At 74.8% G+C, this 24,077-nt stretch carries 19 protein-coding genes and 1 pseudogene; 11 read left to right on the top strand and 9 right to left on the bottom strand.

Annotation, left to right across the window (positions count from 1 at the left end; translation table 11 throughout):
• Window positions 1-109: 109 nt before the first annotated feature.
• Window positions 110-1,738, bottom strand: a complete 1,629-nt coding sequence (pruA, locus tag LQ51_RS09420; protein WP_046564332.1) for an L-glutamate gamma-semialdehyde dehydrogenase — start codon at window positions 1,736-1,738, stop codon at window positions 110-112.
• Between the two features lie 411 nt (window positions 1,739-2,149).
• On the opposite strand from pruA, the gene LQ51_RS09425 reads away from it, so the two are divergent.
• Window positions 2,150-3,253 (top strand): hypothetical protein, encoded by a 1,104-nt coding sequence (locus LQ51_RS09425; RefSeq protein WP_046564333.1) that lies wholly within the window; start codon window positions 2,150-2,152, stop codon window positions 3,251-3,253.
• Window positions 3,254-3,304: 51 nt separating this feature from the next.
• Here LQ51_RS09425 and LQ51_RS09430 read toward each other — a convergent pair whose 3' ends face one another.
• The gene (locus LQ51_RS09430) at window positions 3,305-3,814 is read right to left on the bottom strand and encodes a DUF6912 family protein (RefSeq protein WP_046564334.1); all 510 of its coding nucleotides are present in this window, start codon (window positions 3,812-3,814) and stop codon (window positions 3,305-3,307) included.
• Window positions 3,815-4,020: 206 nt separating this feature from the next.
• Here LQ51_RS09430 and LQ51_RS09435 point away from each other — a divergent pair, with 206 nt between their 5' ends.
• Both LQ51_RS09435 and LQ51_RS09440 read left to right on the top strand, forming a co-directional pair.
• The gene (locus tag LQ51_RS09435) at window positions 4,021-4,248 is read left to right on the top strand and encodes a helix-turn-helix transcriptional regulator (RefSeq protein ID WP_046564335.1); all 228 of its coding nucleotides are present in this window, start codon (window positions 4,021-4,023) and stop codon (window positions 4,246-4,248) included.
• 105 nt (window positions 4,249-4,353) lie between these two features.
• Window positions 4,354-4,941: an Rv3235 family protein gene (locus LQ51_RS09440; RefSeq protein ID WP_046564336.1), complete on the top strand. Its 588-nt coding sequence runs from the start codon at window positions 4,354-4,356 to the stop codon at window positions 4,939-4,941.
• A 472-nt stretch (window positions 4,942-5,413) separates the two neighbouring features.
• On the opposite strand, the gene secA is transcribed toward LQ51_RS09440, so the two are convergent.
• Window positions 5,414-8,320 carry a preprotein translocase subunit SecA gene (secA, locus tag LQ51_RS09445; protein WP_046564337.1) on the bottom strand — a complete coding sequence of 969 codons (2,907 nt, stop codon included), beginning with the start codon at window positions 8,318-8,320 and terminating at the stop codon, window positions 5,414-5,416.
• A 168-nt stretch (window positions 8,321-8,488) separates the two neighbouring features.
• On the opposite strand from secA, the gene LQ51_RS09450 reads away from it, so the two are divergent.
• Window positions 8,489-9,646: a GNAT family N-acetyltransferase gene (locus LQ51_RS09450; RefSeq protein ID WP_046564338.1), complete on the top strand. Its 1,158-nt coding sequence runs from the start codon at window positions 8,489-8,491 to the stop codon at window positions 9,644-9,646.
• A pseudogene (locus tag LQ51_RS09455) lies at window positions 9,643-10,743 on the top strand (GNAT family N-acetyltransferase); the annotation flags it as partial. The gene LQ51_RS09450 and the pseudogene LQ51_RS09455, both read left to right, overlap by 4 nt.
• A gap of 160 nt (window positions 10,744-10,903) precedes the next feature.
• Here LQ51_RS09455 and hpf read toward each other — a convergent pair.
• From hpf to mtrA, 5 genes are all read right to left on the bottom strand, one after another.
• Window positions 10,904-11,554 carry a ribosome hibernation-promoting factor, HPF/YfiA family gene (gene hpf / locus LQ51_RS09460; protein WP_046564339.1) on the bottom strand — a complete coding sequence of 217 codons (651 nt, stop codon included), beginning with the start codon at window positions 11,552-11,554 and terminating at the stop codon, window positions 10,904-10,906.
• Window positions 11,555-11,803: 249 nt separating this feature from the next.
• Window positions 11,804-12,508 carry a ComF family protein gene (locus LQ51_RS09465; RefSeq protein WP_046564348.1) on the bottom strand — a complete coding sequence of 235 codons (705 nt, stop codon included), beginning with the start codon at window positions 12,506-12,508 and terminating at the stop codon, window positions 11,804-11,806.
• 68 nt (window positions 12,509-12,576) lie between these two features.
• Entirely contained in the window at window positions 12,577-14,358 is a 1,782-nt protein-coding gene (locus tag LQ51_RS09470) for an LpqB family beta-propeller domain-containing protein (protein ID WP_231605639.1), read from the bottom strand.
• 98 nt (window positions 14,359-14,456) lie between these two features.
• Window positions 14,457-16,154: an MtrAB system histidine kinase MtrB gene (gene mtrB / locus LQ51_RS09475; RefSeq protein ID WP_197087613.1), complete on the bottom strand. Its 1,698-nt coding sequence runs from the start codon at window positions 16,152-16,154 to the stop codon at window positions 14,457-14,459.
• Between the two features lie 69 nt (window positions 16,155-16,223).
• Window positions 16,224-16,913 (bottom strand): MtrAB system response regulator MtrA, encoded by a 690-nt coding sequence (gene mtrA / locus LQ51_RS09480; protein WP_046564340.1) that lies wholly within the window; start codon window positions 16,911-16,913, stop codon window positions 16,224-16,226.
• A gap of 215 nt (window positions 16,914-17,128) precedes the next feature.
• On the opposite strand from mtrA, the gene LQ51_RS09485 reads away from it, so the two are divergent.
• The 5 genes from LQ51_RS09485 to LQ51_RS09505 are packed head-to-tail and all read left to right on the top strand — an operon-like array spanning window position 17,129 to window position 22,206.
• Window positions 17,129-17,968, top strand: coding sequence for a hypothetical protein (locus LQ51_RS09485; RefSeq protein ID WP_046564341.1), 840 nt, complete (start codon window positions 17,129-17,131; stop codon window positions 17,966-17,968).
• Window positions 17,965-18,603 (top strand): DUF4129 domain-containing protein, encoded by a 639-nt coding sequence (locus LQ51_RS09490; RefSeq protein ID WP_046564342.1) that lies wholly within the window; start codon window positions 17,965-17,967, stop codon window positions 18,601-18,603. Before LQ51_RS09485 ends, LQ51_RS09490 begins: the two co-directional genes overlap by 4 nt.
• On the top strand, window positions 18,600-19,916 hold the full coding sequence (locus LQ51_RS09495) for a DUF4350 domain-containing protein (RefSeq protein ID WP_046564343.1): 1,317 nt from the start codon (window positions 18,600-18,602) through the stop codon (window positions 19,914-19,916). Before LQ51_RS09490 ends, LQ51_RS09495 begins: the two co-directional genes overlap by 4 nt.
• Window positions 19,913-20,899 (top strand): AAA family ATPase, encoded by a 987-nt coding sequence (locus LQ51_RS09500; RefSeq protein ID WP_046564344.1) that lies wholly within the window; start codon window positions 19,913-19,915, stop codon window positions 20,897-20,899. The genes LQ51_RS09495 and LQ51_RS09500 overlap by 4 nt, the downstream gene beginning before the upstream one ends.
• Window positions 20,896-22,206, top strand: coding sequence for a DUF58 domain-containing protein (locus tag LQ51_RS09505; RefSeq protein WP_046564345.1), 1,311 nt, complete (start codon window positions 20,896-20,898; stop codon window positions 22,204-22,206). Before LQ51_RS09500 ends, LQ51_RS09505 begins: the two co-directional genes overlap by 4 nt.
• Here the strand turns inward: LQ51_RS09505 and LQ51_RS09510 are convergent.
• Window positions 22,173-23,171: a stage II sporulation protein M gene (locus tag LQ51_RS09510; RefSeq protein WP_046564346.1), complete on the bottom strand. Its 999-nt coding sequence runs from the start codon at window positions 23,169-23,171 to the stop codon at window positions 22,173-22,175. The genes LQ51_RS09505 and LQ51_RS09510 overlap by 34 nt on opposite strands.
• Before the next feature lie 41 nt (window positions 23,172-23,212).
• Between LQ51_RS09510 and LQ51_RS09515 the strand changes: the two genes are divergently transcribed.
• Window positions 23,213-24,077, top strand: an 865-nt coding sequence (locus tag LQ51_RS09515; RefSeq protein ID WP_231605637.1) for an RDD family protein, incomplete at its 3' end; no start/stop codon positions are given.

A 24,077-nucleotide genomic window follows, 5' to 3' on the forward strand; every position in this document is an offset into this window, starting at 1 on the left:
CGGCCGGTGGGGCCGGCCGGTGAGGCCGGCCGGTGAGGCCGGCCGGTGAGGCCGGCCGGTGAGGCCGGCCGGTGGGGCGGGGCCCCTCGGTGGGGCCCCGCCGCACGGGTCAGCCCATGTGCGGGTAGGTGTGGTCGGTCGGCGGGACGAAGGTCTCCTTGATCGTCCGCGGCGACATCCACCGGACCAGGTTGTGCCAGGAGCCGGCCTTGTCGTTGGTGCCGCTGGCCCGGGCGCCCCCGAACGGCTGCTGCCCGACCACCGCACCGGTCGGCTTGTCGTTGATGTAGAAGTTGCCGGCCGCGTACCGCATCTTCTCCGCCACCTGGTCGACCACCCGGCGGTCGGTCGCGAAGATCGACCCGGTCAGCGCGTACGGGGCGATCGACTCCGCCTGGGCGACCACCTCGTCGAAGCGGGCGTCGTCGAAGACGTGCACGCCGAGGATCGGGCCGAAGTACTCGGTGGTGAAGGTCTCGTGCGCCAGGTCGGAGCACTCGAACAGGGTCGGCCGGACGAAGTAGCCGACCGAGTCGTCGGCGGTGCCGCCGGCCAGGACCCGGCAGGAGTCGTCCCCCTTGATCAGCTCCAGCGCGGCGGTGTGCCGGCCGAACGCCTTGTCGTCGATCACCGCGCCGCCGAAGTTGCTGAAGTCGGTGACGTCGCCGTAGGTCAGCGAGTCGGCGGTGGCGGCCAGCCGGTCGCGCAGCCCGCCCTCCCAGATCGACCGGGGGACGTACGCCCGCGACGCGGCCGAGCACTTCTGCCCCTGGTACTCGTAGGCGCCCCGGATCAGCGCGGTGTGCAGGGCGTCCACGTCGGCGCTGGAGTGCGCGACCACGAAGTCCTTGCCACCGGTCTCGCCGACCAACCGGGGGTAGCCGCGGTAGCGGGCGATGTTCTCGCCGACCGTCCGCCACAGGTGCTGGAAGACCTTGGTCGAGCCGGTGAAGTGGATGCCGGCCAGGTCGGGGTCGGCCAGCACCACGTCGGAGACCTCCTCGCCGCGCCCGGTGACCATGTTGATCACGCCGGGCGGCAGGCCGGCCGCCTCGAACAGCCGCATGGTGAAGTGCGCGGCGAACTGCTGCGTCGGGCCCGGCTTCCAGACCACGGTGTTGCCGAGCAGGGCCGGCGCCGACGGCAGGTTGCCGGCGATCGCGGTGAAGTTGAACGGGGTGACCGCGTAGACGAAGCCCTCCAGCGGGCGGTGGTCGAACCGGTTCCACACCCCGGGCGAGGAGAGCGGCTGCTCGGCCAGCAGCTCGCGGGCGAAATGCACGTTGAACCGCAGGAAGTCGATGAACTCGCAGGCCGAGTCGATCTCCGCCTGCACCACCGTCTTGGACTGGCCCAGCATGGTGGCCGCGTTCAAGGTGTCCCGCCACGGACCGGCGAGCAGCTCGGCGGCGCGCAGGAAGATCGCCGCCCGCTCCTCGAACGGCAGCGCCCGCCACATCGGTGCGGCATCCTTGGCGGCCTTGACCGCCGCGCGGGCGTCGTCGTGGGTGGCGTGCCCGGTGACGCCCAGCACGTGCGCGTGCCGGTGCGGCTGGACCACGTTGATCGGGTCGCCGCCGGCCATCCGCTGCTCGCCGGCGATGGTCATCGGCAGGTCGATCCGCTCGGCGGCCAGCTCGGCCAGCCGCCGCTGGAGCCGCTCCCGCTCGGCGCTGCCGGGCTGGTAGGTGTGGACCGGCTCGTTGCGCGGCTCGGGTACGGAGAACACGGCGTCCATCAGAGGCTCCTGTGCGATCTCGACGGCGGTGGCGAAATCGGACCCGCGGGCACCGGCCGGACGGCCGGCGTGCCGGACACCGCGCGGCGGACCGGTCGCGGCGGCGGGACCTCGGCCAATTCTTCCACGCGGCGTGAGCCCGCACCCCGCTGGTGCCGTCTCCCGCCGCGACACCGGACGACGCGCGACACAACGGACCACAGGCAAAGACCAGGCGGATCCGACGAACCATCAGCAACAGACGCTCCTCGCTTACGATCCATCACCTCCTCGCAGGAGACGCGCGGCTCCGGCCCCACCCCGCCGGGCCCGCACGGCCGCGCCGGGCGGAGCCGGCGGGACGCGTACCCTGGATGGCCGGTGACCCGCCCGGCCCCGCGAGGCGATCCGGGGTCCGTCGAAGGGGAGACGATGAGCAAGCAGCCCGGCAGCTCCACGGCCGCGGAACCGGACCAGCCCGAGGTCGCCCCGGCCGAAGCGGCGGAGCAGCCCTCGGTCGCCCCGGCCGAAGGACCGGAGCAGCCCGCGGCCGTCCTGGTCGAGGCGCCGGAGCAACCCGCGGCCGTCGTGGTCGACGCGCCGGAGCAGCCCGCGGCCGACGGCGCCGGGCGCGCCCCCGTCGCCCCCGGCGCCCTGGTGCTGGCGCTGATGGCGGTCGGTTGGCTGGCCGCGATGCTCTGGTCCACCCGGGCCGCGATCAGCTCGGCCGCCGCCGGGGTCACCGCCATCAGCCTTTCCGCGTACGCGCTGCCCGGCGTGATCACCGCCGCGCTGGTCGCCGGCGCCGCGGTCGCCCTGGCCGTGGCGAACCGGTTCCAGCGGGCCACCCTGCGCTTCCTCGCCGCCGTCGGCACCGGCCTGCTGGTCGGGCTCGCCGCCGCCGTGGCGATCAACCTGACGTACGCCGACAACGCGACCACCAACACCATCGCCGGCACCACCGCGGCGGCGGCCATCATCGGCGGCGCCCTGGCCGGCGCGCGCAACGCCCCCGTGGTCGGCGGACTGGCCGCCGCCACGCTCGCCGCGCAACTCTTCGTGGTGCTGTTCAGCCGGGCCCGGGACCCGCTCTCCGACCTGTTCGGGGCCGGGGAGAGCCAGCAGTCGATGCTCGACGCCGCCAAGTGGGTGTCCCGGACGGAGTCGCTGCTCGCCGGGCTGGTCGCCGGGCTGGTCGCGTTCGGCTATCTCACCTGGGCCCGCCGGCGCGCCGCCCGCCGGGACGGGGCCGTCGGGCAGCCGCGCTGGCCGGCGTACCTGCTCGCCGGGGCCGGGCCGGGCCTGCTCCTGCTGCTCACCGAGGTGATCATCCGGATCGGCGGGCGGGGCCTGCTGGACCTGGCCGCCGCGCTGAGCGAGGCCGACGAGGTTGCGCAGACCGCGCTCGGCACGTCCCGGGTCGACAACGGCATCTGGGTGCTCTTCGTGGGGGCGCTCACCGCGCTCATCGCGTTCGGCCGCACCCTCGGGCCACGCCCGGTCATGGACGACGACGAGGAGGAGCCGGCCGGCTGACCGGCGGTCTGCTGGTCGTGCTGGTCGGCCGGCCCGCCCGGATAGTGCCGGTCAGGAGACCTCGCGCAGCAGCAGGTCCAGCTCGGTCACGTCGTACCACTCCAGCTCGTGGTCCTCGGCGCCGTCGACGGTGAACTGGGCGTCCGGGTCGCCGGCCTGCGCCTCGACGATCACCTCGGCGGCGGCCGCCACGTCGTCGACCGCCTCGGACCCGTCCACGTGGATCGCGGCGACCCTCTTCACCGGCACCGCCCCGCTCAACCCGACCAGGCTGGCGCCCAACTCGCCGCCGGCCCGACCGACCGCCCGCGCCGGCAGGTCCGCCGACACGACCACCCGTCGCCGGGGTGCCGCCGGGTCGGCCCGGAGCAGCAGCAGCGCCTCCTGGGCGGCCCGGGTGAAGGCGACGTACTCCAACTCCTCCTCGTCGCCCTCGGCGTACCACTCGCGCAGCTCCGGGGTGACCGCGTGCGCCTCGGCGGCCGGCAGGCCCTCCTCCCGCAGCCGCGCCAGCATGGGGACGGTCGCCGGCACGTACACCCGGACAAGCTCGTCGGTCACCGGAATCTCCCACGCTCAGGCACCGGCCGGCGGACACCGGCCCCGGGCGCCGATCATGCCGTACGCCGTGACCGTCATACACCGCGCACCGGCTCCGGAGAAGTCTCCCGCCGGTGTGTCCGATCCCGGATCGGCGTCGCGGCGGCTGGGGCGCGGGCCCGCCTGATGGCAAACTGAGGCAAACGAAACGAAGTACGGGAGTCGCCGTGGAGCCGAGGTTCCTGCTGCTGTCCGACGTCGCCGCCGAGCTGAACGTGTCGGACTCGCAGGTCTACCACATGGTGCGCAGCGGCGAGCTGCCCGCCATCAAGATCGGCGGACGCGGGCAGTGGCGGGTGGAGCGCGCTCAACTGGAGGAGTACATCGCCCGCAAGTACGCCGAGACCGCCGAGTGGGTACGCGGCAACCCGCTCACCGAGCGCGACGCCGAGTAACGACCCGGTCCCGCAGCGGCATTGACGAGCGACGTTGCGCTGCCCGAGAATGAGAGCCTGTCGGAGGCAAACGGAAGCAAACGCAAGGGACAGGGGTCACGAGGAATGGTCGACACCCGCCGCCCGCCGGCACCACGTCCCCCGGTCCGCCTCCGCCCCGCGCCACCGATCGACCCGCCGCTGGTCGACGACGACGTGCCCTGGGGCGACATCGACCAGCTCACCCTCGACCTGTTCGGCCCTCGCCGGCGCGACCCGGGACGACCCGCCGGCCGCCCGGTCGAGGCCGGACCGGCACCCACCGGTCCGGGGCGGTACCCGGCCCAGCCGCCCGCCCCGCTGGCCACCGCGACCCCCGAAGCCACCCGGGCGGCGTACCGGTTCGTCCGCACCTTCCTGGAGATCGTCAACGGCTACCGCCCACCGGGGCAGCTCCGGCCGCTCTGCCTGCCCGACGCGGCGACCCGGGTGGCCGCCGAGCTGACCCGGGCGGCCCGCCGGGTGGCCTCGGTCCGCCGCCGCGCCGCCCGTCCCGTCCTCCAACTCCGCCGGCTACGAGCCTGCGAACCGCGCGCCGGTGCCGTCGAAGCGGCCGCCGTACTCGCCGGGGCCCACGGCACGAGCTGGGCGATCGCCCTGCGCCTGGAGCATCGGCGCGGCGCCTGGCTCTGCACCGTCCTCGACGTCCTCTGACACCCCGCCACCGGCCCTGCTCCCGGCCCCGCGACCCGGCCTCGTGACCCGGCCTCGTGACCCGGACCCGGCACCGTCGACGGGCACCCACACCGGCCGAGTGACGCCAACGCGGCCGACGGGCCACCGCGGTTGGCGCACACCACATGATCGACACGTCATGCGGCAAAGCGGGGCATCCGAGCAGCAGGAAGGCACGAGATGCCGCAAAGTGTCCCCCGCCCAGCCCGAAGGCACGAGGCGCCGCAGCCTGCCGCCGACCGGCGGGACGACCCCCGAGATGCGGCAAAACGGCGCATCCGGGCAGCGGGAAGGCACGGTATGCGGCAACTCGTGCACCGCCCCCGCGGGGCGGGGCGGGGCGGGAGAGGACCGGGCGCGGACAGGACCGGGCGCGGACAGAACCGGGCGGGGACAGGAACAGGCCCCGGCCGAGGGCCGGGGCCTGTTGTGAGGTGCTGCGGGGCGCGGGTCAGTTGCCGCCGTTGGGGGCACCGTGGCAGCGCTTGTATTTGCGGCCGGAGCCGCACGGGCAGGGCGCGTTGCGGGACGGGCCCTCGCTGCTGCCGTCCACCTGACCGGGGGCGGCCCGCCGGGCGGCGGTGCTGGCCGCGACGGCCTGGCCGCTCATGCCGTTCGGCGCGCGGCGGGGACCCGACGCGGCGGGCCGCTGCGGGTTCTGGGTACGCCCGACGCCGAGGGCCGGCGCCTCCTGCTCGGCGCGCTCGATCACCGGCGCGCCCCGGCCGGCCTCGCCGTCCACGGCGGGGGCCGAGTATTGCAGGCCCTGCTGCGGAGCGTGGCCGAGGCCCTTGGCCCGGATCTCCACCGGCTTCTCCAGCAGCTGCACCTCCTCGGGCTCCGGCTCGGCCTCCTGGACCTGCACCTCCACGTTGTAGAGGAAGCCGACCGTCTCCTCCTTGATGCCGTCCATCATGGTGGCGAACATGTCGAAGCCCTCGCGCTGGTACTCGATGACCGGGTCGCGCTGGGCGTACGCCCGCAGGCTGATGCCTTCCTGGAGGTAGTCCATCTCGTACAGGTGCTCGCGCCACTTGCGGTCGATCACCTGGAGCAGGACCATCCGCTCGAGCTGGCGGACCGCCTCCTCGCCGAGCTGCTCCTCGCGCCGGTCGTACGCCGCGTGCGCGTCGTTCTTGAGGCGGTCGAGCAGGAAATCCTGGTCGAGGCCGGCCCGGGAGCCGACCTCCTCCTCCAGGTCCTCCAGGGTCACACCGACCGGGTAGAGCTGCTTGAGGCTGGACCAGAGCTGCTCCAGGTCCCAGTCCTCGGCGTAGCCCTCGCTGGTGGCGCCCACCACGTACGCGCCGACCACGTCGTCGATCATGTTGCGGACCTGCTCGGAGAGGTCCTCGCCGTTGAGCACCCGGAGGCGCTCGGCGTAGATCACCTGGCGCTGCTTGTTGAGCACCTCGTCGTACTTGAGAACGTTCTTGCGGATCTCGGCGTTCTGGCCCTCGATCTGGGCCTGTGCGCTCTTGATCTGGCGGGTGACCATCTTCGACTCGATCGGCACGTCCTCCGGGATGTTGAAGCGGTCCATCACCGCCTCGACCGCCCCGGCCCGGAAGCGCTTCATCAGGTCGTCCTGGAGCGACAGGTAGAAGCGGGACTCGCCCGGGTCACCCTGCCGGCCGGCGCGACCGCGCAGCTGGTTGTCGATCCGCCGGGACTCGTGCCGCTCGGTGCCCAGCACGTAGAGCCCACCGGCGGCGGCGACCTCCTCCGCCTCGACGTCGCAGGCCTGCTTCCACTTCGGCAGGATCTCCTCCATCGCCTTGGCGTACTCCTCCGGCTGCTCGACCGGGTCGAGGCCGCGCTGGCGGAGTTCGTTGGCGGCGAGGAACTCGGGGTTGCCGCCGAGCAGGATGTCGGTGCCGCGGCCGGCCATGTTGGTGGCGACGGTGACCGCGCCCTTGCGCCCGGCCTGGGCGACGATCTCCGCCTCCTTGGCGTGGAACTTCGCGTTCAACACGGAGTGCGGGATGCCCCGGCGGCGCAGCAGCTGGGAGAGGATCTCGGAGTTCTCCACCGAGACCGTGCCGACCAGCACCGGCTGGCCCTGCTCGTGCCGCTCGGCGATGTCCTCGACCACGGCGTTGAACTTGGCCTTCTCGGTCTTGTAGATGACGTCCGCCCGGTCGAGGCGGACCATCGGCCGGTGCGTCGGGATGGTCACGACGCCGACCTTGTAGACCTTGTTGAACTCGCTCGCCTCGGTCTGGGCGGTACCGGTCATGCCGGAGAGCTTCTCGTAGAGGCGGAAGTAGTTCTGCAGGGTGATGGTGGCCAGGGTCTGGTTCTCCTGCTTGATCTCCACCCCCTCCTTGGCCTCGATCGCCTGGTGCATGCCCTCGTTGTAGCGGCGGCCGTGCAGGATGCGGCCGGTGAACTCGTCGACGATCAGGACCTCGCCGTCGCTGACGATGTAGTCCTTGTCGCGCTTGTAGAGCTCCTTGGCCTTGATCGCGTTGTTCATGTAGCCGACGAGCGGGGTGTTCACCGACTCGTAGAGGTTGTCGATGCCGAGCCGGTCCTCGATCTTGGCGACGCCGCGCTCGGTGATGGCGATGGTCCGCTTGGCGTGGTCGACCTCGTAGTCGCCCTCGCCGTCGGTGCCGGGCTGGAGGCGGGCCACCACGGCGGCGAACTCCTGGTACCAGCGGGCGGAGTGCTCGGCCGGGCCGGAGATGATCAGCGGGGTCCGGGCCTCGTCGATGAGGATCGAGTCGACCTCGTCGACCACCGCGAAGAAGTGGCCGCGCTGGACCAGCTCCTCGCGGGACCAGGCCATGTTGTCCCGCAGGTAGTCGAAGCCGAACTCGTTGTTGGTGCCGTAGGTGATGTCGCACTCGTACGCGGCGCGGTGCTCGGTGGCCGGCCGGTTGGGCAGCACCACGCCGACGCTCAGGCCGAGGAACTCGTGCACCCGGCCCATCCAGGCGGCGTCGCGCTCGGCCAGGTAGTCGTTCACCGTGACCACGTGCACGCCCTTGCCGGCGAGCGCGTTCAGGTAGACCGGCATGACCGAGGTCAGCGTCTTGCCCTCACCGGTCTTCATCTCGGCGATGTTGCCGAAGTGCAGCGCCGCGCCGCCCATCACCTGGACGTCGTAGGGGCGCTGGCCGAGCACCCGCGAGGCGGCCTCCCGGCACACCGCGAACGCCTCGGGCAGCAGGTCGTCGAGGGTTTCACCGTCGGCGAGCCGCTCCCTGAACTGGTCGGTCATGCCGCGCAGCTCGTCGTCGGTGAGGTTGACGTAGTCGTCCTCGATCGAGTTGACGGCGGCGGCGATGGCCTTGAGCCGACGCACCATACGGCCCGCGCCCGCGCTAAGGACCTTTTCCAGAATCGACACGGATCAACGCTCCCCTAGACAGTCTCGAACCATCGTAGGCGCTTCGACCCGGCGATGGTCACTGGTGGCGGCGGTCCGGGGCGGGGAACCCGACATATCGCCCCAGCGCCTCGCTGGCCGGCGGTTATCCGGTTACGCCCAACGCGAACGGTCCGGCAGGATGGCCCGATGGAGCCTGTGGAGATCGTCGAGGACGGCCTGCTGCTGCGACCCTGGCGGCCCGAGGACGCCGACGCGGTGTATCGCGCCTGCCAGGATCGGGACATCCAGCGCTGGACCACCGTACCCCGCCCGTACCTGCCCGAGCACGCCCTCGGTTTCGTCACCGAAGTCAGCGCCCGGGCCTGGGCCGACGGCACCGGCGCTCCGCTCGCGGTCTGCGACGCACGGACCGGCGAACTCCTCGCCTCCTGCGGACTCGTCTCCATCGACCGGGCCCTGGACTCCGCCGAGGTGGGCTACTGGACGGCGCCCTGGGCGCGGGGCCGGGGCGTGGCGGTCCGGGCCACCCGAGCGGTCGCCCGCTGGGCCTTCGACACGCTCAAGCTGCGCCGGTTGACCTGGCAGGCCGAGATCGGCAACCACGCCTCCCGCCTGGTGGCGCTCCGGGCCGGCTTCCGGATCGAGGGCGAACTGCGGCTCGCCCACCCGTCCGTCGACGGCCGCCCGGAGGGCTGGCTCGGCTCCCTCCTCCCGGCCGAGCTGGCCGCGCCCGGCGAGCCCGTCCCGTACGGCCCGGACACCCTGGTCGCCCGCCGCGCCGCCGTCTTCGGCCGCCCCCAACCCGTCCTCTTCGCCACGGCGGCGGGCACCGAGCTGCGGCTCCGGCCGCTGGAGGAGCGTGATCTCGACGCGGTGGTCGAGACCTGCCGGGACGAGGACACCGTCCGCTGGACCACCGTCCCCCACCCCTACCTGCCGGAGTACGCCGAGGGCTTCCTGCGGGACGTCGCGCGGGCCGCCTGGGCCCGGGGCACCGGCGCGACCTTCGCCATCGCCGACCCCGACGACAGCTACGCCGGCTCCGTCGACCTGCGGATCTCCCCCACCTCCCCGCTCGTCGCCGACGTGGGCTTCATGACCGCCCCGGCGGCCCGGGGCCGCGGCTGGATGCCGGCCGCGCTCGCCGCGCTGAGCGCCTGGGGCTTCACCACGCTCGGCCTGGCCCGGATCGAGTGGCGGGCCAACGTGGGCAACACCGCCTCCCGCCGGGCCGCCGAGAAGGCCGGCTTCGTCTTCGAGGGCACCGCCCGGGCCGGCGTGCAGCACCGGGGGGAACGGGTGGACGTCTGGATGGCCGCGCTGCTCCCGCAGGACCTGGCGTGACCCCGGAGATCATCGAGGCGTACGGGGTCCGGCTGCGGCCGTCCCGGCTGACCGATCTGGCGGACACCGCCGCGGCCTGCGCCGACCCGGACATCCAGCGGTTCCTGCCCGGGCTGCCGGATCCGTACACCGAGGAGAGCGCCCGGTGGTGGATTACCGAGGGCGAGCCGGCGGTCCGGGCGCGCGGCGGCGCGGCGTACACGGTCGCCGACCCGGCCACCGACCGGCTGCTCGGCGCGGCCGGCCTCAGCCACCCGCTACCCGAACGCCGGCAGGCCGAGATCGGCTACTGGGTCGCGCCGTGGGCGCGCGGCCGGGGCGTGGCCACGGCCGCCACCCGCGCGCTGGCCGAGGCGGCCTTCGCCGCCGGCACCGTCCGGCTCGAACTGCTCACCCAGGAGGAGAACGCGGCCAGCCAGCGGGTGGCGCTGGCCGCCGGGTTCCGGTCCGAGGGGGTACGCCGGTCGGCCGGCCAGGGCCGGGACGCGCGGCACGACCTGGCGGTCTGGGTACGCCTCGCCGGCGACCCGCCCGGGCCCACCACCCGGCTGCTGCCGGACCTGCCCGACGGCCGGCTCACCGACGGTGTGGTGACGTTGCGCCGGGTGGAGCCGGCGGACGCCGACGCGCTGTACCGGCTGCACACGCTGCCGGAGGTGGTGGCGAACCGGGTACCGCCGGTCCCGCCGACCCGGGAGTCGATCGAGCGGCGCTGCCGGGTGGCGGAAGGCCATTGGCTGGCCGGCCGTTCGGCCGATCTCGCCGTGCTGGACGCGGCCACCGGCGAGGTGGCCGGCGGCTGCGCGCTGGTCTACGACGAACCGGCCACCGGCCAGGCCATGCTCGGCTACAGCGTGCTGCCCGAGGCACGCGGGCGGGGCCTGGCCACCCGGGCGGTCCGCCTGCTGGCCGGCTGGGCCTTCGACGTGGGCCTGGCCCGACTCTGGGCCGGCACCCGGACGGACAACCTCGGCTCGCAGCGGGTGCTGGCGAAAGCCGGCTTCGGCCGGGAAGGGCTGCTCCGCGCCCGGTTTCCCGGCCCGGACGGCACCCGCACCGACCTGATGGTCTTCGGGCTGCTCGCCACCGACGTCGCGCGGGGCCGGCGCGGCGCCGCGGCGGGCGGCGGCCCAGCAGGCCGCGGTGGAACGGCGGGCGGCGGTGGAACGGCGGGCGGCGGCCCGGCGGGCCGCGGTGGAACGGCGGGAGCCGCGGTGGGGTGACCCACCACGGCTCCCGGTCCGCACCGCGGGATGGTCAGGGCCCGGTGTCCAGCGAGATGATGCCGTAGTCGTAGGCGCGCCGGCGGTAGACGACGCTCGGGCGGCCGGACTCCTTGTCCTGGAACAGGTAGAAGTCGTGGCCGACCAGCTCCATCTGGAAGAGCGCGTCGTCGACGGTCATCGGCTCGGCGGGGTGCACCTTCGCCCGCGCGATGTGCCACGGCTGGTCGTCGTGTTCCTCGAGGCCACCGTCGTCGGGCCGGTCGGCGACCGCGGTGGCCGTCGCGTGGCCGTTCAGCACCGCCAGCCCCGGCCCGTCCAAATCGGCGACCGGTAGGTCGGCGGTGGCGGCCGCGACGGAGAGCGGTGCGTGTCGGCCGCGGTGCACCCGGCGCCGGTCGGCCGCCCGGCGGAACCGGGTGTCCAGTTTGGCGATCGCCGCGTCCAGCGCGCTGTAGAAATCATTCGTGCAGGCCTCGGCCCGGATCACCGGGCCGCGCGTCACGCAGGTGATTTCCACCCGCTGGCAGTGATCGGCCTGGCGCGGATTGCGCTCGTGGAACAACTCGACGTCCACGCGAATGAGTTTGTGGTCGTAGCGTTCGATCTTCGCGAGCTTTTCGGCTACGTGCACCCGGTAATGGTCCGGCACTTCGACGTTACGGCCCTTGACCACGATGTCCACGTGACCTCCCTTGTTCGGACGGTCGTTCGGTCCGGATCTTCGGAGTCGACGCGCCCTGGGAAAGTCCCGCTCGGCGTCGACCGATGTGTACGGCTACGCCTCCTTCCAGTGCCGGGGAAGGTTGGAGACCTCCTACCCCCGACACCTGAACGCTAACTCCTGTTCGGCCACCAGTCACCCCTAGTCGCCGAGGGAGGCCGCGAAATTTAACAGGTCATACACCTTGGGGTGAAACGGAAACACGAAGCGTCACGAATGGTGCCGCTTTTGCGTTGCGGCGAGCACGGCCGCGGCGTTTGGCGTCATTCCCACGCCGTGCAGGACCCGACACACCGCCGCCAGGGTGGCCCCGGTGGTGACGATGTCGTCGAGCAGCACCACCGGCCCGTCCGCCGGCGCTCCCGCGGGGCGGCGGCGCAGCCGGAACGCGGCGTCGGCCGCGGCGGCCCGGCCGGCGCTGTCCAACGCCACCGAGTCCGGCCGGGGCAGCGCCCGGAGCGGCCGCAGCACGCGTACCGGCCAGCCGGCGCCGCGCAGCCGGGCCGCCGCGTGGCGGGTCAGCCGGCCCAGGTGGTCGCCGTAGCGGGCCCGGGCGGCCCGGGCGGTGTCCGGCACCGGCACCAGGGTCACCGGTCGCTCCGGGCCCACCGCCGCGGCCACCACCTCGGCGAGCAGCGCGCCCAGCGGGCGGGCCAGCCCGTGCCGGCCCCGCTCCTTGTACGCCAGCAGCCCCTCCCGCAGCGGGCCGGCGTACGGGCCGAGGGCGACGCAGGGCGGCAGGCCGGGCGGGCACGGATCGGGACGGGCCGGCGCGGGACGCAGCGCCGCCAGCTCGCCGGCGCAGGACGGGCAGAAGCCCCGCCGCAGGGCCGCGGACCGGGCGCGGCAACCGGCGCAGGCGGCCGGCAGGACCAGATCGGTCAGCTCCGACCAGAGGCCGCCCAGGTCCGGCAGGCCGCTACCGCCCAGGTCCGGCGGACCACTACCGCGCCGGTCCGGCATGTCGGCACCGCCCCGTCAGCTCAGTAGAGGAAGAAGGGCGCGGTCGGGTCGGTCGCCCCGCTGCCCGCCGGCAGGTCCAGCACCTGCTCCCGCTTGATGTTGTCGAACGGATTGTTCCGGTAGGCGGCCCGGTTCGCGCCGCTGCCCGCCTCGTACATGTAGGAGAAGGCCGGCGGCCCTCCGACGACGCCGCCGGGGTACGCGGCCAGCTGGGTCACCTCCGCGCCCAGGTTCGTCCGGAGGGCGGTCGCCTGAGCGCCGTCGACCGTGCTCTGGTAGATCGCCGGCCGCCGGTCCGCCTCCGCACCGGCGAGGATCAGATCGTTCTCCGCGATCCAGTCGACGGCGGTGATCGCGGTGAGCGGGGTGGCCAGCCGACGGGGCTGCCGCACGCTGATCACGCCGCCGTCCACGCTCACCGCGGCGACGTAGAGCGCGCCCCCGCTGACCAGGGCGATCCGGTGCCCGTCGAGAGAGCTGGCCACCGCCACGACCGGTCCGGGGACCGCCAGCGACACCCGGCTCATCGCGGCCGACGTCCCGTCGAACCGGTAGAGCTTGCCGTCGGCCACCACCAGCCCGGCCGGGTGGTTCTTGTCCAGGGAGCGGAGCCAGGTGGGCCGCCCGATCGACCGGTACGCCCCGCTGTTGGTGTTGAAGACGGTGACCGGCGCCGGACCGGAGCCGACCTTGAGCCGCTTCCGGCCGCCCGACCCGGTCACCACCAGCGCGGCCAGGACCTGGTCGTCGGCGCGGGCGAGCGCCGCCGAGACCACGTTCTTGTTGTCGGCGGGCTCGATCGGCACGCCCGCGGTCGGCTCGTTGCCGATGGCGAGTGGGCGGATCGCGCCGTCGTACACGGTGAACCGGGCCGGGAGGTCGCCGTGCGGGTAGGCGGCGTGCGCCGCCCGCTCCTGCTCGAGGTCGACGGTGTGGCGCTTCTGGTTCTGGATCTTCAGGTCGAGCTTGCCGGTCAGGTCCGACAGCGACCAGGCGAGCTGGGTGCCGAGCAGGGCGAGCTTCCCGTCGTTCGCCCCCGGCATGGTGAGGTTGACCTCCCAGTGCCCGTCCGCGCCGGTGGCATTGTTGATCGGCCGGGTGCCGTCGGGAAGCCGGGTCACTCCCGGGGCGAGCCAGTCGGAGGGCCCGCCCGCGAGCCACTTCACCACGTCGGTGACCCGCCGCTCGGTCGGCACGGACGAGGGGAGGTACCGCAGGTCGGGCACCAGCCGTTTCTGATCCGAGTTCCAGAAGTAGATGGTGAGCGGCCGGTAGTAGTCGCGCAGCGCGGTGTCCCGCACCAGCAGCACGTTCGGCAGGTCGGTGATCAGCAGCCCCTGGCCCGGCTCGGTGCGGCGCAGCCGGAACACGTACTCGGTATCACTTTCCACCGGCGGGGCCAGGGTGCCGTCCGCCCGCAGCACCCCGACCTGCTGCACCTTCACGGTCACCGCGCTGGTGCCCTGGTTGTTCGGCGGCGTGACCTCGAGCTTCTCCCGCAGCCGCACCACGGTCAGCTCGATCTCGCTGCTCTGCTTCTCGGGCAGCCCGGCCCGCGACTCCGGCGCGATGAATTCCTTCACCCGGGTGTACGCCTGCTCGCGCTCCCCGGCGGCGGCCGCCCGCAGGTAGTTCTCGATGAACGGGCCCGGCTCGTTGCTGTCGGTGGGGCTGGGCGGCCGGGCCGGGCTGCCGTTGAGCGCGCCGGCCTCGGCGGCCGGTCCCGACCCGTCGACCTGGACCTCGGTCTCGTCCGGCAGCCCGCAGCCGATCAGCGCGGCGGGAAGCAACGAGCCGGCCACCAGCGCGGCCAGCAGGCGCCGCCGCCCGGCCCGGTGGCACCACCGAACGGCACCGAGGTGCCGCCGCCCGGCGTCACGGACCCGCCCACCGGGCGCGCTCACGACGTCACCTCGGCCCGGTCCACGCCGTCCGCCGGGCCGACCGCCAGGGCGCCGGCCCCGCTGCCCGGCCCGATGGCGAGCAGGCCGCCGTCGCGGGGGCCGCCGAACGGCAGCGCGGCGTCGGCCGGCACCAGCCGCAGCGGGGAGGTGGTCAGCCGGTCGCCGGCCCGGGCCGGCAGGGTCAGCCGGAACTGGGCGCCCTGGCCGGGCGCGCCCCAGGCCTCCAGCCAGCCGCCGTGCAGCCGGGCGTCCTCCAGGCTGATCGACAGCCCCAGGCCGGTGCCGCCGGTCTGCCGGGCCCGGGACGGGTCGGCCCGCCAGAACCGGTTGAAGACCAGCTTCTCCTCGCCCGGCTTGAGCCCGATGCCGTGGTCGCGCACGGTGACCGCCACCGCGCTCTGGTCCATCCCCAGGGTGATCCGGACCGGCTTGGCCTCGCCGTGCTCGACGGCGTTGCCGACCAGGTTGCGCAGCACCCGTTCGACCCGGCGCGGGTCCACCTCGGCGATCACCGGAGTGTCCGGCAGGTCCAACTCGATGGCCACCCCGACCCGCTCGGCCAGCCCGGCCAGCCGCTCGGCCACCCGGTGCACCACCGGCACCAGGTCGGTGGGCTCGGAGTCCAGCACCGCGAAGCCGGCGTCGAAGCGGCTGATCTCCAGCAGGTCGGTGAGCAACTCCTCGAACCGGTCCAGCTCGGCCTGGAGCAACTCGGCGCTGCGGGCCACCGCCGGGTCGAACTCGTCCCGCTCGGCGAAGATCAGATCGGCGGCCATCCGGACCGTGGTCAGCGGGGTCCGCAGCTCGTGCGAGACGTCGGAGGTGAACCGCCGCTGCAACCGGGACATCTCCTCCAGCCGGAGGATCTGCCGTTGCAGGTTGGTCGCCATTTGGTTGAACGAGGCGGCGAGCAGGGCCAGGTCGTCCTCGCCGTTGACCACCATCCGCTGGTCGAGCAGGCCGGCGGAGAGCCGTTGGGCGGTCCGGGCGGCCACCCGGACCGGGGTCACCACCAGCCGGGTGACCAGGGCCGCGAGCAGTCCGAGCAGGAGCACCAGGGCGGCGCCGGTGGCGACCACGGTGGCCCGGGCGTCGGCCGCGGTGGCGTCCTGCCGGGCCAGCGGCACGAGGTAGTAGAGCTCCACCTGGCCGAACTTGGTGGGCACCGGCGAGCCGTAGACGAGGTATTTGGTGCGTTCGCCGTCGAGCGTGCCGGTGCGGATCTGGTGGGCGATCTTGCCGGCGGCGACCTTGGCCCGCAGCTCCGACCCGATCAGCGGGCGGACCTGGGCGTCCGGTGAGGTACGCGGCTCGATGAACGCGGTGAAGTTGTCCGCGGTGATCGCCACGATCACCCCACTGGTCTGCGTCGGGTCACCGCCGGCCAGGTAGTTGACCGTGCCGTCGATGGTGTCCTGGAGCTGGGCCTCCTGCGGCGAGTTGTAGAGGTTGAACTGCTTCGCGGCGTACTCGCTGCCGTTGCGCAGCCGGAGCAGCACGTCGGTCTCGGCGTTCTCCAGCAGGATGCCGGTGATCTTGTCGGCGATCAGGTAGGCGAACCCGCCCACCAGCAGGCTCGACGCCACCAGGGTGATGGTCACCACCCGGACCTGGAGCGACCGCCGCCAGGTCCGGTGCAGGCCGGAGGTGAGCCCCGCCGCCTGCCCGGTCAGCGCACGCCACAGCGCCCGCACGGCGCGCAGCCGGCGGGTCACCAGGGTCGGCGGGTCGGAGGGCGGCGAGGTCAGCACAGTGCGACCAGGCTATCCGGTGCCCGCCTTGTAACCCACGCCCCGAACCGTGAGGATGATTTCCGGTCGCTCCGGATCCGGCTCGATCTTGGCGCGCAGGCGCTGTACGTGCACGTTGACCAGCCGGGTGTCGGCGGCGTGCCGGTAGCCCCAGACCTGCTCCAGCAGGACCTCGCGGGTGAAGACCTGGCGCGGCTTGCGGGCGAGCGCGACCAGCAGGTCGAACTCCAGCGGCGTCAGCTTCACCTCCTCGCCGTCCCGGCTGACCGTGTGCGCCGGCACGTCGATGGTGATCTGGTTGCCGGGCGGGCCGATGGTGAGCAGTTCCGGCGCCACGTCCTCGCCCCGGCGCAGCCGGGCCCGCATCCGGGCCACCAGTTCCTTGGGCTTGAACGGCTTGACCACGTAGTCGTCGGCGCCGGACTCCAGCCCGAGCACCACGTCGACGGTGTCGCTCTTGGCGGTGAGCATGACGATCGGCACACCGGACTCGCCCCGGATCGCCCGGGCCACGTCGATGCCACTCATCCCGGGCAGCATCAGGTCGAGCAGGACGATGTCGGGCCGACTGTCACGGAACGCGGCCAGTGCCCGTTCCCCGTCCGCGACGAAGGAGGGCACGAAGCCCTCGCTGCGCAGGACGATGCCGAGCATCTCGGCGAGCGCTGGGTCGTCGTCGACGACCAGTACCCGGGCTCTCATGGGGTTTATCGTTCCATCCCCGTTCGTTTCGGAGGGTTCGGCGTCATCACACGGCACGGTACTGCGGTGGGCGGCCCGGCACCACAGCCGCCGGCCAGGACGGCCCGCGTGGCGTGCCGCGGGTCGGCGGGTCAGCCGGAACCGGACCGGCCATGCAACCATGATCCCCGGGCGCGCCGCCGCCCGCCACCACCGCCCGTCCAGCAGGAGTACGCGTGCCCGACGCCGGCCCGACCGCCGTGCTGCCGCGCCGCCCGCTGACCGTGGGCGAGCTGCTGGACTCGGCCGTCCTGCTGCTGCGCGACCAGGCCCGGCTGCTGGTCCCGCTCGGCGTCCTGCTGGCCCTGGCCGAGCAACTGCTGCTGCACCCGCTGCGGGTGCTGGCCGCCGCCCGGCCGCCGGAGTGGCTGCCGGTCGGGGACCGGCTCGGCACGTACTGGCTGCTGCTCGCGGCGGGGGCCGGCACCGAGGCGGTGATCATCGCGCTGCTCGGCAATCCGGCGGCCCGGGCCGCCGGAGCGGCGCTGCTGGGCCGCCGGGCGCGCCCCCGCGAACTGCTCAGGCCGGCCCGCTGGGTGGCCACCCTGCTGTTCGCGGCGGCGGCCGGCTGCGCCGTCGGCCTGGCCGGGCTGGCCGGGCCGGCCTGGTTCGTGGCGTACGGGCTGCTCGGGGCGCTCATCCCGGCGCTCGTGGTGGACCGGGTGCCGGCCTACCGGGCACCGGGGCGGGCGCTGCGACTCGCGGTACGTGGCGGCGGGCGGGCCGGCGCCATCCGGCTGCTCGGCTACCTGGGCTGGTGGCTGCTCCGGCTCGGCGTCGGGCTCGGCGCCTACCACGGCCTCCAACTGCTCGGCCTGTTCGACGTCCAGGCGTGGGCGCTGCCGATCGCCACGGTCTGCTGGGTCGCGGTGAACGCCGTGGCCTACCCGGCGCTGGCCTGCCTGGACGCGGTGCTGCACCTGGAGACCCGGATGCGCTCCGAGGGGCTGGACATCCGGCTCTCCCGGGCCCCGGCCGGCGTCCCGGAACCCGTCCTGCTGGCGGTGCGGCGGTGAGCCGCTGGTGGACCGAGACGGTCGCCGCGCTCGGCGACGTCGTACCGCTGCCGCTGGCCGCCCTGCTCCTGCTGCTCGCCGCCCTGCTGGCCGCCCTCGGCTGGTTCTTCTTCCCGGCCTGGGTGCCCCGCCGGCTGCCCCAGCCGCGGCTGCCCCGCCTGCGCCGACCCCGCCTGCGGTTACCCCGACTGCGGCTGCCCCGCCTGCGCCGGCCGCGCCTGCGGCTGCCCCGGCTGCGGTTGCCGCGCCGCCGCCGGCGGGCGGTCCGGACGGCCCCGGTCGTGCCGGCGGTGCCCGCGCCCCGGGCGGCGGACGCGGGCCCGGCCGGCCTCGCCGACCGGCTCGCCGCCGAGGGGCGGTACGCCGAGGCGGTCCGGGAGCGGCTGCGCGAGATGGTCGGCGAACTGGTGGCCCGACAGGTGGTCGCCCACCGCCCCGGGATGACCGTCACCGAGCTGACCACGGCCGTGGCGTACGCCCGGCCCCGGACCCAGCCGACCCTGCACGCGGCCGGCGTGATCTTCTCCGACCTCTGGTACGCCCAGCGCCCGGCCACCCGGGAGCACGACGACCGGATGCGCGACCTCGCCACCGAGCTGCGCCGGGATCTGGCCGGCGAGGGTACGCGCGGATGACCGCCGTCCCCGCCCCGCCCCGGCCGGCCGCCGCCGCGCACCCGCGCCGTCGGCACCGGCTGCTGATCCCGCTGGCGGTCGCGGTGCTGCTGATCGTGGTCACCCTGGTCCTGCACGCCGTGGACCAGCCCGACCCGGACGACCCCGGTTTCCTGTCCCCGGTCGCCACCGGGGCCGACGGCGGCAGCCGGCTCGCCGCGGCGCTGCGCGGCCAGGGCGTACCGGTCCGCCGGGAGACCGACACCGAGCGGGCGCTGGCGGCGGCGCGGACCGGCCCGAGCACCCTCTTCGTGCCCGCCCCCGATCTGGTCCAGCCGGCCGTCCTGCGCGACCTGGGCTACCTGCCGCCCGGCAGCCGGCTGGTCCTGGTCGACCCGTCGCGGCGGGCGGTGGACGGCCTGGACCTGCCGCTGTTGCCGGCCGGGCGGCGCTGGGCCACCCGGGTCAGCACCCCGGACGCCGACGGCCGGCCCTGCCCGCTGCCCGAGGCCGGCCGGGCCGGCGCCGCCGCCGCCGAGCGCCAGCGGTACGCCGTCCCCGCCGACTCCGCCGCCGACCGCTGCTACCGCGGCGGCTTGGTCCGGGTGCCGGGGCGCACCGAGGTGGTGGTGATCGGGGCCAGCGACCCGTTCCGCAACGACCGGATCGACGAGTGGGGCAACCGGGACCTCGCCACCGGCCTGCTCGGCGGCGCCCGCCCGGTGGTCTGGCTCGACCTGCCCGGCCCGGAGCCGGCACCCACCGGCCCGAGCGCGTCACCCACGCCCGGCGACGGCGACCGGTCCGGCCGGGGGACGGGCGACGGGCGGGACCCCGGCTCGGACGGTCGCGAGCCGGACCGGGCGGGCGAGCGGCCGCCCTGGGACAACCCGCTCTGGGACGCCTTCCCGGCCTGGTTCTGGGCGCTGCTGGCCCAGCTCGCGCTGGCCGGCCTGCTGGTGCTGCTCTGGCGGGCCCGGCGGCTCGGTCCACCGGTGCCGGAACCGCTGCCGGTGACCGTCCGCTCCGCCGAGACGGTGCTCGGCCGGGCCCGGCTCTACCGGCGGGCCGGCGCCCGGGACAGCGCCGCCGAGACGCTGCGCGCCGCCGCCCGCGACCGGCTGCTGCCCCGGCTCAACCTGCCCGCCGACGCCGCGCCGGCCGAGGTGGCCGCCCGGGTCGCCGCGTACACCGGCGACGACCCGGACCGGGTGGCGGAGCTGCTGCACGGTGCCGCCCCGGAGAACGACCAGGAGCTGCTGGCGCTGGCGCGCGACCTGGACGCCCTGACCCGTACCGTCGCTCATCCGACCGAAGGAGATGATCCCCGGTGACCGGACCCGTCATCGCCGCGCCGACCGTCGCGCAGCCCGACGCCCGCGCCGCCCTGCACCGGCTGCGGGCCGAGGTGGCCAAGGCCGTGGTCGGCCAGGACGCGGTGTTCACCGGCCTGGTGCTCGCCCTGCTCTGCCGCGGGCACGTGCTGCTGGAGGGGGTGCCGGGGGTGGCCAAGACGCTGCTGATCCGGACCGTGGCCACCGCGCTGGACCTGGGGTCCAAGCGGGTGCAGTTCACCCCGGACCTGATGCCGGGTGACGTGACCGGTTCGCTGATCTTCGACCCGCACACCGCCGAGTTCACCTTCCGGGAGGGGCCGGTCTTCACCAACCTGCTGCTCGCCGACGAGATCAACCGGACTCCACCGAAGACCCAGTCGGCGCTGCTGGAGGTGATGGAGGAGCGGCAGGTCTCCGTCGAGGGCGAGCGCCGCCCGCTGCCCGAGCCGTTCATCGTCGCGGCCACCCAGAACCCGATCGAGTACGAGGGCACCTACCCGCTGCCCGAGGCGCAGCTCGACCGGTTCCTGCTCAAACTGACCGTGCCGCTGCCCAGCCGGGACGAGGAGCTGGGCGTGCTGCGCGCCCACCACGCCGGCTTCGACCCGCGGGACCTGCGGGCGGCCGGCGTACGGCCGGTGGCCACCGTGGCCGACCTGGCCGCCGCCCGCGAGGCGGTCGGCCGGGTGCACGTGGCCGAGCCGGTGCTCGGCTACATGGTGGACCTGTGCCGGGCCACCCGGGCCGCCCCGGCGCTGGAGCTGGGCGCCTCGCCCCGGGGCACCACCGCGCTGCTCAGCACCGCCAAGGCGTGGTCCTGGCTGGCGGGTCGGGACCATGTCACCCCGGACGACGTGAAGGCGGTCGCCCGGCCCACCCTGCGGCACCGGCTCCGGCTGCGTCCGGAGGTGGAGCTGGAGGGCGTCACCGTCGACGCGGTGCTGGACGCGGTGCTGGCCACCGTGCCGACCCCGCGATGACCCGGCGGGCGGCGCTGCTGCTCGGGCTGGGCGCGGCCACCCTCCCCGCCTGGCCGGCACCGTTCCTCGGCGTCGCGCTGATGACCGGGGTGGTGCTGCTGCTCGTCGCGCTGGACTGGGCCCTCGCCGTGCCGCTGCACGCGCTCACCGCCACCCGCGACGGGGACCGGACGGTCCGGCTGGACGGTACGGCCACCGTCACGCTGCGGCTGGCCAACGGCTCCGACCGGACCCTGTACGCCCAGGTGCGCGACGCCTGGGTGCCCTCGGCCGGGGCGCGCCCCGACGTGCCGCCCGAGCGGGTGCTCACCGTCGAGCCGGGCGGCGTCGCCGCGCTGCCGGTGCGGCTCACCCCGACCCGGCGCGGCGACCGGCCCGCGGCGGCGCTGACCGTACGCTCGCTGGGGCCGCTGCGGCTGGCGTTCCGGCAGCGGGCCGGCCGTCCCGGCACGCCGGCGTGGACGCTGCGCGCGCTGCCCCGCTTCGACTCCCGGCGGCACCTGCCGGAAAAGCTGTCGAAGCTGCGGATCATCGACGGCGTCCAGGTCACCCGGGGACGCGGCCAGGGCACCGAGTTCGACACCCTGCGCGAGTACGTGATCGGCGACGACGTCCGGTCGATCGACTGGCGGGCCAGCGCCCGCCGCGCCGACGTGCTGGTGCGGACCTGGCGGCCGGAGCGGGACCGGCGGCTGGTCTGCGTGCTGGACACCGGGCGCACCGCCGCGGTACGGGTCGGGGACGAACCCCGGCTGGACACCGCGATCGACGCGGCGCTGCTGCTCACCGCGCTGGCCGCCCGCGCCGGCGACCGGGTCGACCTGCTCGCCGCCGACGCCACGGTCCGCGCCACGGTCACCGGCAGCGGCCGGCCGGCCCTGCTCGCCCGGCTGGTCGACGCGGTCGCCCCGCTCCAGCCGGCCCTGGTGGAGACCGACTTCGAGCTGATCGCCGGGGAGGTGCTGCGCCGGGAGCGGCAGCGCAGCCTCGTGGTGCTCTTCACCGCGCTGGAGCCGGGCGCGCTCGGCGAGGGGCTGCTGCCGGTGTTGCCCCGGCTCGCCGCCCGGCACCGGGTGGTCCTCGCGGCGACCCACGACCCGGTGCTCACCGGGCTGACCGCCGGGCCACCGGCGACGCCGGACGACGCGTACGCCGCCGCGGCCGCCTGGCGGGCCCTGGCCGAGCGGGAGCGGGTCCGGGCCGCGCTGTCCCGGCACGGGGTGACGGTGGTGGACGCGCCCGCCGACCGGCTCGCCCCGGCGGTCGCCGACACCTACCTGCGGCTCAAGTCCCTCGGCCAGCTCTGATCGGTGGCCGGGGCCGGCGTGTCGGCGGTCGACGCGGCGTGCCGGCCGAGCAGCAGCGCGTACGCCAGGAAGGCCAGCCAGGCCGCGGCGCCGACGGCCACCCGGACGGCGACCGGCAGCGGCACCGGGGTCACGAACGCCTCCAGCAGCGCGGAGACCGCGAAGAGCCCGACCAGGCCGGTGGCCACCACGATCGCGGAGCGGCCCGCCTCGGCGACCGCCCGGCCCCGGCTCAGGTGCGCGGGCGGCGCGATCCACGCCCAGCCGGTCCGCAGCCCCACCCCGGCGGCCACGAAGATCCCGGTGAGTTCCAGCAGCCCGTGCGGGGTGATCAGGCCGAAGAAGACGTCCGCCCGGCCGTACGAGATCATCACCCCGCCGACCACGCCGAGGTTCAGCGCGTTCTGCCAGAGCAGCCAGAACACCGGCACGATCAGCACCCCGGAGGCGAGGCACTGCGCGGCGATCCACGCGTTGTGCGTCCACAGGTGGAACGCGAAGGTGGGCGCGGTGAACTCGGTGTAGTAGCCGGCGAAGCCGGAGTCGACCAGATCGGCGGCGGCGTCCTCGCCGATGAACGCGGCGGCGGTCTCCGGGTGCCCGGCGACGAACCAGATGAGGAACCCGCTGAGCGCGCTGAACCCGGTCGCCACCGCACACCACCAGGGCCAGGCCCGGTAGAGGGCGGCCGGCAGGTCGGCCAGCAGGAACCGGCGGACCGCCGCCCACGACGGCCGGGGCCGGCCGGTGATCCGGGCCCGGGCCGCCAGCACCAGGTGGGACAGGTGGTTGACCAGCGCCGGGTCGGGCGAGCGGCTGCGCAGCACCGAGAGGTGGGTGGCGGCCCGCTGGTAGAGCACGACCAGCTCATCGACCTCGGTCGCGTCCAGGCGGCGCCGGCCGGTCAACCGCGCCAGCCGCCGCCACTCGGCGGTGTGCTCCGCCACGTACGCGTCGAGATCCACACGTCCTCCCCCGTTCGGCGCTCATAGTGTTCACTGTGGCGGTGCGCGCGCAACCTCCCCCACCCGCGCGGTGGGCCGACGCCGGGTTGGTCAGTGGCGAGGCGGTCGAGCTGGACGTCCGGGCCGCCCGGCTCGGCTCCCGGGTGCTGGCCCTGCTGATCGACCTGGTGGCCCAGCTGGTGGTGGCGCTGGTGCTGTCGATCGTGCTGTCGCTGCTGCTGCTCCTGCTGCCCGGCGGCCTGGTCGACGGCGCGCTGTCCGGGGCCATGCAGACCGTGCTGCTGATCCTGGTGCTGGTCGGCTACCCGGTGCTGATGGAGCGTTTCGCGGGCGGCCGGACGCTGGGCAAGCTCGCCGTGGGGCTGCGGGTGGTCCGCGCCGACGGCGGCCCGGTGGGCGTCGGCCAGTCGCTGACCCGGGCCCTGGTCGGCGTCGCGGTGGAGTGGCCCGGCCTGGTGCTGCCGCTGTTGAGCTGGGCGGCGAGCGTCACGGTGATGCTCAGCGATCCGCGCGGGCGCCGGCTGGGCGACCTGGTCGCCGGCACGCTGGTGGTGCACACCCGGGCCGCGGGGGTCTGGCGGCCGCTGCCGCCGGCCGTGCCGCCGCTGCTGGGCTGGGCGGCGCTGGCCGACCTGAGCCGGGTGGACGACCGGCTGGCGCTGGCCGTGCGGCAGTACCTCACCCGCAGTCACCAACTGGCCGAGCCGGAGCGGAGTCTATTGGGGCGGGAGCTGTGGGCGGAGGTCGCGGCGGTCACCGCGCCACCGCCGTCGTGGGCCGCGCCGGAGCCGGCGTACCTGGCCGCCGTGCTGGCCGAGCGGGGCCGGCGGGCGGCACACCGGCTGGGGCGTACCCGGGCGGTCACCGCCACGCTCTGGCCCGAGCTGGCCCCGCCGGCGGGGCCAG

Source organism: Micromonospora sp. HK10 (assembly GCF_000982955.1).
In the GTDB taxonomy this organism is placed as follows: domain Bacteria; phylum Actinomycetota; class Actinomycetes; order Mycobacteriales; family Micromonosporaceae; genus Micromonospora.

Excerpts from the sequence above, each read along its gene's own strand:
- pruA (WP_046564332.1), bottom strand. The coding sequence starts at position 1,738 with ATGGACGCCGTGTTCTCCGTACCCGAGCCGCGCAACGAGCCGGTCCAC.
- LQ51_RS09425 (WP_046564333.1), top strand. The coding sequence starts at position 2,150 with ATGAGCAAGCAGCCCGGCAGCTCCACGGCCGCGGAACCGGACCAGCCC.
- LQ51_RS09440 (WP_046564336.1), top strand. The coding sequence starts at position 4,354 with ATGGTCGACACCCGCCGCCCGCCGGCACCACGTCCCCCGGTCCGCCTC.
- LQ51_RS09450 (WP_046564338.1), top strand. The coding sequence starts at position 8,489 with ATGGAGCCTGTGGAGATCGTCGAGGACGGCCTGCTGCTGCGACCCTGG.
- mtrA (WP_046564340.1), bottom strand. The coding sequence starts at position 16,913 with ATGAGAGCCCGGGTACTGGTCGTCGACGACGACCCAGCGCTCGCCGAG.
- LQ51_RS09495 (WP_046564343.1), top strand. The coding sequence starts at position 18,600 with ATGACCGCCGTCCCCGCCCCGCCCCGGCCGGCCGCCGCCGCGCACCCG.
- LQ51_RS09505 (WP_046564345.1), top strand. The coding sequence starts at position 20,896 with ATGACCCGGCGGGCGGCGCTGCTGCTCGGGCTGGGCGCGGCCACCCTC.